An 11,054-nucleotide genomic window follows, 5' to 3' on the forward strand; every position below is an offset into this window, starting at 1 on the left:
CGCGCCGGGCGCGGCATGCCGCTCCCCTACAACGCACATTATATTGGAATCGTAAAATAGAACGTATTGATGCCGCCGCTGCTCTCGGCCCAGATGCGGCCGCGGTGCGCCTCGGCGATGCGGGCGGCGATGGCAAGGCCCAGCCCGTAGCTGTGGTTCATGGCGCGGGCGTGGTCGACGCGGTAAAAGCGCTTGAAAATATCGCGGCACTCCTGCGGAGTGAGCGGCGCGCCGGGATCGGCAACAGACAGCACGCAGTGCCGCCCGCCCTGCCGCGCAAGCGTCAGCAGCACCCAGCCGCCCGGCTGGGCGTATTTGCGGGCGTTGTCCAGCAGGATCTCCACGACCTGCCGCAGCTGTGCGGCATTGCCGCGCACACGGATACCGTCCTCCACGCGGGCCGTCAGCGTGTGCCCGGCCTCGAACAGCACCGGCTCGAACGGCAGCAGGGCGTCGTTCACGAGAGCGCTCAGGTCCAGCTCCGTCTGCGCGTCCTGCGCGCGCCCGGCATCCACGCGGGCCAGCTCCAGCAGGCTCTCCACAAGGCCGCGCATCTGCTGCGACATCGTGAGGATGCTCCCGGCAAAGCGGGAGCGGGCCGGGGCGTCGTAGCCCGGCGCCTGCAGCAGCTCCGCATTCGTCAGAATGACGGTCAGGGGCGTTTTCAGCTCGTGCGAGGCGTCCGCCACGAACTGCCGCTGCTGGTCCCACGCCCTGGCAACGGGCCGCACCAGCCAGCGCGCCAGCAGCAGGCTCATGACGAAGAACACCGCAAGAGCCGCCGCGCTCGCAATGGCAAGCGTGCGGATGAGGCTGTGCAGCGTCGTCGTCTCGGCCGAGGTGTCGGCAAAAACGACGCGCCAGCTCGTGCGCGTGACGACGCGGTAGAACCGCAGGCCGTAATCCGGCACCTCACCGATGTCGTCCTCGGAATTCACGGCGATGTCGATGAGCTTCTGCAGCTTTTCGCGGTCGCTCAGGTCAAAATAGCCGCCGCGCGTCGTGATGATGTCGCCGCGCGCATTGATCTCCAGCGCAAAATACGGCACGCGCGTGCCGTCGTCCAAACCGGGGCTGGAGGCCGTCTGCCAGTTGTTTGCCAGCGCCTCGAGCGTGCGCAGGCTCTCGGCCTCAAGGCTCTGCTGCGTAAAATGCAGCACAAGGCCGAACGTGACGCCCAGCATCACGGTCAGCAGGGCCATGAGGATGCACACGAGCTTGACGCGGAGCTTCCGGATCATACCTCCGCCACCTCCAGATGATAGCCCAGCCGCCGGATGGCCTCGATGCGGACGTTCGAGCCAATGCTCGCGAGCTTTTTCCGCAGGAAGCCGGCGTAGACCTCCACATGATTCTCCACGGCGTTGGAGTCAAAGCCCCAGACGCGCTCGAGCAGCGTCTCCTTCGAGACGTTGCCGCCCTTCGCCTGCAGCAGGATGCGCATGACGTCGAATTCCCGCGCAGACAGGCGCACGCTTTTGCTGCCGCAGCGCAGCATCCCGGCCGAGAGGTCGAGGGCCGTGTTGCCGAACGTCAGCTCGTCGACCTGCTCGCCCTGTCTGCGCAGCAGCGCGCCGACGCAGGCCAGCAGCTCGCGGGAATCAAACGGCTTTGTCAGATAATAATCCGCCCCGGCGTTCAGCCCGGCCACGCGGTCCATGAGATCGGACTTTGCCGTCAGCATCAGGATGGGCACGGCATGGTGCTCCGCGCGCAGGCGGCTGGCGACGGTATAGCCGTCGAGCCCCGGCATCATGACGTCGAGGATCACGAGATCATAGACGTCCGTTTTTGCATATTCCAGGCCGGTCAGGCCGTCGTTCGCCGTATCGACGGAAAAGCCCCGGCCCGTCAGCAGCGTCTGCAGCGAATCAGCCAGCAGGCGCTCGTCTTCTACCACAAGAATTTTCATCATCACAGCACCTGCAGGATACAGCCCTTGAGATACATGGAGTGCTCCTCGCCCAGCGTGGCCGGATGGTCGCGCGACTGCAGGAGGCGCTCGAGCAGGCGGACCTGCCGCCCCGCGCCCTTCGCGGCCTCCGTGAGCATCTGCTCAAACAGCGGCTGCGTCATGAACTGGCTGCACGAGCACGTCACAAGGAAGCCGCCCGGCTCCGTCAGCTGCATGCAGCGGCGGTTCAGCTCGCGATAGCCCCGATACGCGCCGTCGAGGGCGCTGCGGCTCTTGGCAAAGGCGGGCGGGTCGCAGATGACAAGGCCGAACTGTCTGCCCTCCTCGCAGTCCTGCCGCACGAGATCGAACACATTGGCGCAGACGGTCTCGACACGGTCGGCCACGCCGTTGCGCGCAGCGTTCCCGCGCACCATGGCAAGGGCCGTCTCCGAAACGTCCACGGCCTGCACCCGCGCCGCGCCGTACAGTGCCGCGTGGATGGAGAAGCCGCCCGTATGGCAGCACAGGTCCAGCACCGTCCGCCCGGCGGAATATGGCCGCAGATGGCCGCGGTTTTCCTGCTGGTCGAGGAAGTGGCCGGTCTTCTGGCCGTTTTCGATGTCCACGGCCATGAGGGCGTCGTGCTCACGGATGATGAGCTCTGGTGGGACCGCGCCGTAGACGCAGCCCTTGCGCTGCTCCATGCCCTCCTTTTCGCGCACGGCAAGGTCGTCGCGCTCATAAATGCACTGCGGCCGGAACACCTCGGCCAGAATGGCGAGAATATCATCCCGCATGCGCTCCATACCGAGCGAGACGATCTGGAACGACAGACAGTCGCCGAATTTGTCCACCGTCAGACCAGGCAGGCCATCCGGCTCGCCGAAAATGACGCGGCATGCGTTCGAAAAACCCAGTGCCTGCCGGTTTTCCCATGCCGCACGGATGCGGCGCTCCCAGAATGCGCGGTCGATGGTCTCGCCGCGCTCGCGTGAGACGAGCCGCACCGTGATCTTGGAGCGGCGGTTGAAAAAGCCCGTGCCCTGATAGCGCATGCGGCTGTCGAGCACCTCGACAAGGCCGCCGTCCTCGCAGGTGTCGTCCGCCCAGTCGATTTCATTGTCATAGATCCAGCAGCAGCCGGCGGCAAGCGTCTCGCCGCGCCGCAGGCAGACCTGTCCCGAGATCATGCTCATTCCTCCATTTGGTACGGCAGTCCCGCGCGGGACTGCCTGTTTATTTTCTGTTTATTATACGCTCTGGCGTGATTATCGATATTGTATATTGTACCACAGGCGGGCGCGCATTGCAATTGTCCGGCGGGCGTGATATAATGCGGCAAAAGGGGGAATATCCATGAAGACCTTATCGGAGGACCGCCGCGCGCTGCACCGCATCCCGGAGACAGGCTGCCGCCTGCCGGAGACGGCGGCCTATCTGCGCGGGGCGCTGGCCGAAATGCCCTGCACGCTGCTGGCCCCGTGGGAGGACGCCGTGTGCGCCTATTTTGACCTTGGAAAGGACGAGACCGTCGCCGTCCGCAGCGACATGGATGCTCTGCCCGTGACGGAGCGGACCGGTCTGCCGTTTGCATCCGCCCATCCGGGCCGCATGCACGCCTGCGGGCATGACGGTCATATGGCCATGGTGCTCGGGCTGGCGCGCCGTCTGGCGGCAGGAGAGGTCCGGCCGCAGCGGAACGTTCTGCTGATCTTTGAGCCCGCCGAGGAGACGACGGGCGGCGCTGCGCCCATCTGCGCGACGGGCCTGCTGGAGCGGTATCATGTAACGCGCGTGTTCGGCATGCATCTCTGGCCGGAGCTGCCCGCGGGCGTCATCGCCTCGCGCGCCGGAGCGATGATGTCGCGCTCGTGCGAGCTGACGGTGGAGATCACGGGCCGGTCCGTCCATCTGGCCCGCTTTGCCGAGGGCTGCGACGCGCTGGACGCCGCCGCCCGTCTGCTGACACGGCTGTATGCACTGGCCGAGGGCAAGCCCTGCCTGCTGCGCTTCGGCAAAATGGAAAGCGGCAGCGCCCGCAACGCCGTGAGCGACCACACGCATCTTGAGGGCTCGCTGCGCTGCCTGGACGACGGGCTGTATGCCGCGCTCTGGGAGCAGGCGCAGGCCATCGGCCGGGCCGTCGGCGAGGAGACGGGCTGCACCGTGACCATGACGTGCAGCTCCGGTTATCCGCCCGTGACGAACGACGCGGCCCTGCTGGCCGAGGTGCGGGAGCGCTTCCCGATTGCCGAGGCGGAGACGACGTGCATCACGGAGGACTTTTCGGAATATCAGCGCCATGCGCCCGGCGTGTTCTTCTTCCTCGGCACCGGCGGCATCGAGCTGCATGCACCGACGTTCACCTTCCCGGAGGAAATTCTGGACAAGGGAGAAGCGCTCCTGTGCGGGCTCGTATAAAGTGCAGGCCGATCGCCCGGTATAGCCGCTTTTGTAATTGGGAAAACTGAAAGCATCATTGTCTGTCTGTTGCGAAAATGTCCCGAATAATATATAATATTCGGGACAAAAAGGAGGCGAGCATCGTGGCAAACGGATTCTCAAAGCAAATACAAGAGAGAATTGGAGCCGCAGTCGATGGCACAATTTTTGTGAACTCCGATTTCGCGGATATTGCTGATCAGGAAACGGTCAGACGAACTCTGAACAGATTGACACAGGCTGGTATGCTCCGCAGAATACGAAAAGGCGTCTATGAAAAGCCGAAGTACAGCAAGCTGCTTCATGAATATGTAGCGGCCGACCCGGACGCTGTTGCAAAGGCATTGGCGCGGAACTACCACTGGACCATTGCCCCATGCGGAAATACGGCCCTGAATTTGCTGGGCCTCTCTACACAGGTAACGGCGGTCTGGTCCTATATCAGCGACGGCCCGTATAAGACCTATGAGTGGAATTCCACCAAGCTGGAATTTAAGCATCGGACCAACAAGGAAATCACCGGTCTGTCTTACATGACGAGCTTGGTGATCCAGGCGCTGAAAACTCTGGGGAGGGCCAATGTGACGCCGGAGATCATACAGACGCTTTCTGAAAAGCTGTCCGAAGACGAAAAGCAAGCCTGTCTGAAAGAGGCAACAGAAGCCACGGACTGGGTTTATGATACGATACGGAAAATGTGTGGAGGCGACACACAATGAGAAATGTAGCCCGCTTGCCAGAAAGTGACCGGCGCGAATTGTTCCGAAATACCGCAGATAAGATGGGCTTAAATGATGCCATCGTAGAAAAAGATTTTTGGGTATGCTTTACGCTGGATTATCTGTTCCACCGCTGCCCCTGGAATGATGCTATTACCTTCAAAGGCGGCACCAGCCTTTCCAAGGCTTTCAACCTGATCAGCCGCTTTTCCGAAGATATTGACCTGATCTTGGACTGGCGGGTGCTGGGATACGGTAGGGACGAGCCATGGGGAAAGCGCTCCAACACCAAGCAGGATGCGTTCAACAAAGAGGCCAATGCACGGGCGGAAGTTTTCCTTGCGGAGCAGTTTGGCCCCACCATTCAGGCAGAGCTCTCTTGGGAACTTGGCTGTGAGGCAAACATTTACATAGATGAAAAGGACAAGCAGACCGTTATCTTTGCCTATCCGCACCTGTTTACGAATTCTGCTACCTTGCAGGTCATTCGTTTGGAGATCGGTGCGCTGGCCGCTTGGACGCCCGCAAAAATGGCTCAAATCGAGCCCTATGCCGCAACCTATTATCCGAAAGTCTTTGCGCAAAAGAATACGGCCGTTCTGACCGTTGCACCGGAGCGGACTTTCTGGGAAAAGGCAACGATCCTACACCACGAGGCGAACAGACCCGAGAGTTCGGAAATGCCGCAGCGTTATTCCCGGCATTACTATGACCTGTATCGCATGTCTATGACACCTGTGAAAGAGGCTGCCTTTGCCCGGGTGGAATTGCTGTAAACGGTGGCGGACTTCAAAATGAAGTTCTATCCGAGGTCTTGGGCAAAGTATCAGGAGGCTGTTCCCGGCACTTTGAAACTGGTTCCCCCGAAGTATCGCTTTGCAGCATTGGCCGCAGATTACGAAGCAATGAAGGACATGCTCTATGGTGATGTTCCGATGTTTGAGACAGTCATAAGCGCAATTGGGGAACTGGAACAGGAGATCCATACAGCTTGGTGAAATTGTTCCGCTGGCCCTTTTCGCCAAGCTGGTTCCAAGCACGCTCTTTCCTCCAAATGATCGGCTGTACCGTTTTTCGGCAGTCTGGACACGCCTTCGTTCTGAAAAAAATTTTTGAGAATATTTATGCCTCTCCCAGATTCTGCGGGAGGGGCATTTTTTCGGAAAAACCGGACTTTGGAAAACAGTGGAAAAACACGGTGCCGGGAGCTGCAAAAATTTATCCGCATTTTGTTGGATTTCTTGCATGGAAATCCGGAGAACGGAAAGAATTGCGGCAGAAAAAGAATTGCGTTTCGAAAAAAATCGTGATACACTAAGCAAAATCAAAGGCAAACTCAAAAATTATTGATAAGAGGAGCGATCCGCATGGCCATTGATGTGAGAAGCGAAGTCCGCCCGCTGAAGAAAGTCCTGCTGCAGCGCCCCGGCCGGGAGCTGGAGCAGCTCGTCCCCAATTCGATGGAGCGCCTTCTGTTTGACGACATTCCCTACCTGCGCGGCGCGCAGACAGAGCATGACCGCTTTGCGCAGGTGCTGCGCGACAGCGGCGTGGAGGTCGTCTATCTTACCGATCTGGCCGCGGAGACGCTGGCCCTGAGCGACAGCCTGCGCCGCCGCTTCGTCGAGGACTTTATCCGCAGCAGCGGCTGCGTGGCCGCCAGCTACCGCGAGGCCCTCACGGAGCTTCTGCTGGCCTGCCCCAACACGCGCGAGCTCATCCGCAAGACCATGACGGGCGTCCGCTTCGACGAGCTGCCCCTGCACCAGAACCACTCGCTGGCCTCCCTGCGCAACGACCGCACGCACTTTGTGCTTGAGCCGATCCCGAACCTCTATTTCACGCGCGATCCGTTCGCGTCCATCGGCCGCGGCGTTGCCCTGCACCACATGTACTCCGTCACGCGCAACCGCGAGACGATCTACGGAAACTATATTCTGCACTATCACCCCGACTACGCAGGCAAAGTGCCGTTTTACTACACACCGGACGAGCCCTACACCCTCGAGGGCGGCGATATCCTGAACCTCAGCGCCGAGACGATTGCCGTCGGCATCTCCCAGCGCACCATGCCGGAGGCCGTTGAGCGGCTGGCCTATAATATTTTCCAGGACGAGGCGGGCGAGGTGCGCCGCGTGCTGGCGCTGGATATCCCCAGCACCCGCGCCTTCATGCATCTGGACACCGTGCTGACGCAGATCGACACGGACAAGTTTCTCATCCACCCCTCCATTCTCGACGAGCTGGAGATGTTCGAGCTGACGCCCGGCCGCGGCGGCGCGCCCGTTGCGCGGCGGCTGGACATGCCGCTCGAGGAGGCACTGGCCTCTGCACTCGGCGTCGAGCGCGTCACGCTGCTGCGCTGCGGCGGCGGTGACCAGATCGCGGCCCAGCGTGAGCAGTGGAACGACGGCTCGAACACACTGTGCGTCAGCCCCGGCCGCGTCGTGGCCTATGACCGCAACTATGTCACCAACGGCCTGCTCGAGGAGCACGGCATCGAGGTGCTGCGCATCCCGAGCGGCGAGCTCTCCCGCGGCCGCGGCGGCCCGCGCTGCATGAGCATGCCGCTTTGCAGAGACTGCTGAGTAACCGGAGCAGGTCGTTCCGCAACGGAATCACAGAAAAGCCCGGAATTTTCGCACAAAATTCAAAACTTCCGGTTGACTTTCTACCGGGTGCTGCGATATAATATCAATTGCGCATCCATGCTTGCTTATTGCATCCATGCCTGCGCATGATGATTTTCGATTGCTGCGGCCGGAGTCCGGCTGTTGAGCATAATCTAACAGGAGGTGTACACGAAGATGCTGCGTACCTATCAGCCCAGAAAGCGTCACCGCGCAAAGGTCCATGGTTTCCGCAAGAGAATGGCTACTGCAAACGGCCGCAAGGTTCTTGCCCGCCGTCGTGCAAAAGGCAGAGCCGTCCTGTCCGCCTGAGGAGCCGAGACCGCACCGTCTGCTTGAATTGTAACGTGAAGGGCGAACAGTCTCTGTTCGCCCTTTTGCTTTGCCGGGAGGTTCCGACTTGCTGCATACTGTTTCTCTGAAGGAAAACCATGTTTTCCGCCGCTTGTATCACCGCGGCGCCACGGCGGGCAACCGTCTGCTCGTGGTCTACTGCCTGCGCAACGGCACCGGTCACAGCCGCCTCGGCCTGACCGTCAGCGCCAAGCTCGGCCACGCCGTCGAGCGCAACCGCATGCGCCGCCGCCTGCGCGAGGTCTACCGCCTGCACGAGGCGGAGCTCCTGCCGGGCTATGACATCGTGATCGTCGCGCGCAGCCGCGCGATGGAGGCGGATTTCGCAGAGCTGACGCGGGCGTTTCTGACGCTCGCCGGGCGGACGGGCCTGATGCAGGAGGCCGCGCAATGAAGCGCGTCCTGCTGGCGCTCATCCGCTTTTATCGGAAGTATATCTCTCCCGCCTTTCCGGGCAAGTGCCGGTTCATCCCGACCTGCTCGGAATATGGCCTTGAGGCCATCGAAAAATACGGCGCCCTTCGGGGCGGCTGGCTCACGTTCAAGCGCCTGCTGCGGTGCAACCCCTTCAACCACGGCGATTTTTATGATCCCGTGCCGTGATCACCCGGCGGATCTCCGCCCACCCGTTCCGTCCGGCCGCCGTGCGCGGCCAAGAGGAGGCCTTTCATGGATTTTATCCGCGTTCCCTTTGGCTATGTGCTGGAATTCTTCTATGGATTCCTGAATAACTACGGCCTTGCGCTCATTCTGTTCTCGTTCGTTGTCAAGCTGATCCTTCTGCCGTTCAGCGCCAAGAGCAAGAAGAGCATGATGAAGATGTCCCGCCTGCAGCCGCAGCTCAAGCAGCTGGAGCTTGCCTGCGGAGACGACAAGCAGAAATATCAGCAGGAGGTCATGGCCCTCTATAAGTCCGAGGGCGTCAGCATGTACGGCGGCTGCCTGTGGTCGTTCCTGCCGCTGCTGTTCCTTCTGCCGCTGTACACTGTCATCCGTGAACCGCTGCACTACCTGATGCACCTGAACACGGAGACCGTCGATGCCCTCAAGGCCATCGTGGCCACGGAGCAGGGCGTCGAGGTCAGCAAGCTCGGCTACTACTGGCAGTATGGCCCGGCTGCCGATCTGCAGAAATATGCTCTGCAGCTCACCGACGCCTCCATGCGCGAAGCCGTCATGGGCGCCTCGTCCATCAATTTTTCCTTCCTCGGCATCAACCTCGGCCAGATCCCGAGCTGGAAGGTCTGGCAGGCCAAGGGCTGGAGCGATATCGGCGGCTTTATCGTCCCGCTGCTCTCCGGCGGCCTGAACTATCTGTCGATGTTCATCAGCCAGAAGATGAACGGCTCCGTTATCTCCAACGCCAACGGCGAAAAGGACGAAGCCGCCGCCAAGTCTGCCCAGACCGGCAAGATGATGAATATCCTCATGCCGCTCATGTCCATCTGGTTCGGCTTTATCGTCCCGCTCGGCCTGTCGATCTACTGGCTGACGCAGTCGCTGTTCGGCATCGTACAGGATGTGTTCCTCACGAAGCACTACCGCAAGATCTATGACGCAGAGGACGTCGTCCGCCGCGAGAAGGCTGCGCAGCGCGCCGCTGAGGAAGCGGAGAAGGAGCGCATCCGCGCCGCCCGCCGTGCCGCCAACCCCGAGGGCATCACGGAGAACACCAGCAAGAAGAAGCAGCAGCTCCGGGAGCGCCAGGGGCGCGAGGCCGCTGCCAAGGATTTTGAAGCCAAAAAGCGCGCTGCCGCCGGGCTTGCGCCCGAGGAAGCTGCCGAAGTGCTCAGCGGCGATCCCGAGCGTCCCTTCAGCCGCGGCCGCGCCTATTCCTCCGAGCATTACACGAAGAATGAGGAGAACGAATAATCATGGAAAAGTTTATCGTCACGACCGGTAAGACCATCGATCTTGCCGTTACGGCGGCGCTGCAGCAGCTCGGCATGGACCGCGACAGCGTGTCCGTCGAGGTGCTGGAGAATGCGAAATCCGGTTTCCTCGGCATCGGCGCTTCGCCCGCCAAGGTCAAGGTGACCTATGAGGTGCCGGACGAGCCCAAGAAGCCCGAAGCTCCGATGAGCGTGCTCTCGTCCGCCTCCCGCTCGAAGCCGAAGGAGCGCCCCGAGATCACCTCGAGCATCATCTCCCGTCCCGGCAGGAAGATCGAGCCGGAGGAGCAGCAGCCTGCCCGCCGCGAGCGCCGTCCGCGTCAGGAGCGCCGCAAGCCGCAGAATGCCGAAACCCCGAAGCAGCAGGAAAAGCCCGCCGAAAAGCCCGCCCGCCCCGAGAAGCAGGAGCGCCCGCAGGCCCCGAAGCAGGAAAAGCCGCGCGCCCCGCGCCCGGAAAAGCCGCAGCAGCCCGCCCCTGCCGCGCCGAAGGAATATGCCCCCGCCCCCGAGGGCTCCATGGAGGAAAAGATCGAGAAGTTCCTCACCGGCCTGCTGACCCACATGAATTCCACCGCCGTGCCCCATGCCTATCGCACGGAGGAGGGCAGCTACCGCGCTGAGCTGGTCGGCGGTGATGTCGGCATGCTCATCGGCCGCCGCGGCGAAACGCTCGATGCCATCCAGTATCTGACGAGCTATGCCATCAACCGCGACAACGAGACGCGCGTGCGCGTCAGCGTCGACGCGGGCGACTACCGCCTCAAGCGCGAAGAAGCGCTGCAGCATCTGGCCGCCAAGATGGCGGGCAAGGCCGTGAAGTACCACCGCAACTTCACCCTCGAGCCAATGAATGCCTATGAGCGCCATGTCATCCATGCCGCCCTGCAGGATTATCCCGAGGTCACGACCTTCTCCACCGGCTCCGAGCCGCACCGCCGCATCGTGGTAGCTTACGCCAAGGAAAAATAATAAGAAGCGTCCCTGCCGGTCGACCCGGTGGGGACGCTTGGTATATATGGAGCTATGTTAGAGCTGCCGGTTCGTACAGGCTGCCGTTAAATGATATGCACCACCGCTGAATGCACACGCCATTGTAGGGGAGCGGCATGCCGCTCCCCGC

At 61.5% G+C, this 11,054-nt stretch carries 14 protein-coding genes; 11 read left to right on the forward strand and 3 right to left on the reverse strand.

What is annotated here, in order from left to right:
* Nucleotides 1-38: 38 nt before the first annotated feature.
* From WMO66_RS05435 to WMO66_RS05445, 3 genes are read right to left on the reverse strand one after another with little or no spacing between them, the layout of a single operon-like run.
* Nucleotides 39-1,241, reverse strand: a complete 1,203-nt coding sequence (locus WMO66_RS05435) for a sensor histidine kinase (RefSeq protein ID WP_349135376.1) — start codon at nt 1,239-1,241, stop codon at nt 39-41.
* Nucleotides 1,238-1,915 (reverse strand): response regulator transcription factor, encoded by a 678-nt coding sequence (locus WMO66_RS05440; protein ID WP_349135377.1) that lies wholly within the window; start codon nt 1,913-1,915, stop codon nt 1,238-1,240. Before WMO66_RS05440 ends, WMO66_RS05435 begins: the two co-directional genes overlap by 4 nt.
* Entirely contained in the window at nt 1,915-3,087 is a 1,173-nt protein-coding gene (locus tag WMO66_RS05445; RefSeq protein WP_349135378.1) for a class I SAM-dependent rRNA methyltransferase, read from the reverse strand. The genes WMO66_RS05440 and WMO66_RS05445 overlap by 1 nt, the downstream gene beginning before the upstream one ends.
* A gap of 166 nt (nt 3,088-3,253) precedes the next feature.
* On the opposite strand from WMO66_RS05445, the gene WMO66_RS05450 reads away from it, so the two are divergent.
* The 11 genes from WMO66_RS05450 to jag all read left to right on the forward strand — a co-directional run bounded on the left by WMO66_RS05450 (nt 3,254) and on the right by jag (nt 10,903).
* Nucleotides 3,254-4,318, forward strand: a complete 1,065-nt coding sequence (locus WMO66_RS05450; protein ID WP_349135379.1) for an amidohydrolase — start codon at nt 3,254-3,256, stop codon at nt 4,316-4,318.
* Between the two features lie 125 nt (nt 4,319-4,443).
* Complete coding sequence (locus tag WMO66_RS05455) at nt 4,444-5,058, forward strand: DUF6088 family protein (RefSeq protein WP_349135380.1); 615 nt, start codon at nt 4,444-4,446, stop codon at nt 5,056-5,058.
* The gene (locus WMO66_RS05460) at nt 5,055-5,834 is read left to right on the forward strand and encodes a nucleotidyl transferase AbiEii/AbiGii toxin family protein (RefSeq protein ID WP_349135381.1); all 780 of its coding nucleotides are present in this window, start codon (nt 5,055-5,057) and stop codon (nt 5,832-5,834) included. Before WMO66_RS05455 ends, WMO66_RS05460 begins: the two co-directional genes overlap by 4 nt.
* An 18-nt stretch (nt 5,835-5,852) precedes the next feature.
* Nucleotides 5,853-6,056 (forward strand): hypothetical protein, encoded by a 204-nt coding sequence (locus tag WMO66_RS05465; protein ID WP_349135382.1) that lies wholly within the window; start codon nt 5,853-5,855, stop codon nt 6,054-6,056.
* Complete coding sequence (locus WMO66_RS05470) at nt 6,050-6,376, forward strand: hypothetical protein (protein ID WP_349135383.1); 327 nt, start codon at nt 6,050-6,052, stop codon at nt 6,374-6,376. Before WMO66_RS05465 ends, WMO66_RS05470 begins: the two co-directional genes overlap by 7 nt.
* A gap of 49 nt (nt 6,377-6,425) precedes the next feature.
* Entirely contained in the window at nt 6,426-7,646 is a 1,221-nt protein-coding gene (gene arcA, locus WMO66_RS05475) for an arginine deiminase (RefSeq protein ID WP_349135384.1), read from the forward strand.
* Nucleotides 7,647-7,865: 219 nt separating this feature from the next.
* Nucleotides 7,866-8,000: a 50S ribosomal protein L34 gene (gene rpmH / locus WMO66_RS05480; RefSeq protein WP_349135385.1), complete on the forward strand. Its 135-nt coding sequence runs from the start codon at nt 7,866-7,868 to the stop codon at nt 7,998-8,000.
* A gap of 88 nt (nt 8,001-8,088) precedes the next feature.
* A complete protein-coding gene (gene rnpA, locus WMO66_RS05485; protein ID WP_349135386.1) occupies nt 8,089-8,436 on the forward strand; it encodes a ribonuclease P protein component in 348 nt (115 codons plus the stop codon).
* On the forward strand, nt 8,433-8,645 hold the full coding sequence (gene yidD, locus WMO66_RS05490; protein ID WP_349135387.1) for a membrane protein insertion efficiency factor YidD: 213 nt from the start codon (nt 8,433-8,435) through the stop codon (nt 8,643-8,645). The genes rnpA and yidD overlap by 4 nt, the downstream gene beginning before the upstream one ends.
* Nucleotides 8,646-8,711: 66 nt before the next feature.
* The gene (locus tag WMO66_RS05495; protein ID WP_349135388.1) at nt 8,712-9,914 is read left to right on the forward strand and encodes a YidC/Oxa1 family membrane protein insertase; all 1,203 of its coding nucleotides are present in this window, start codon (nt 8,712-8,714) and stop codon (nt 9,912-9,914) included.
* 2 nt (nt 9,915-9,916) lie between these two features.
* Nucleotides 9,917-10,903, forward strand: a complete 987-nt coding sequence (gene jag / locus WMO66_RS05500; protein ID WP_349135389.1) for an RNA-binding cell elongation regulator Jag/EloR — start codon at nt 9,917-9,919, stop codon at nt 10,901-10,903.
* Nucleotides 10,904-11,054 lie beyond the last annotated feature (151 nt).

Origin of the sequence: Faecousia intestinalis (genome assembly GCF_040096185.1) — a bacterium.
In the GTDB taxonomy this organism is placed as follows: domain Bacteria; phylum Bacillota; class Clostridia; order Oscillospirales; family Oscillospiraceae; genus JAZOXB01.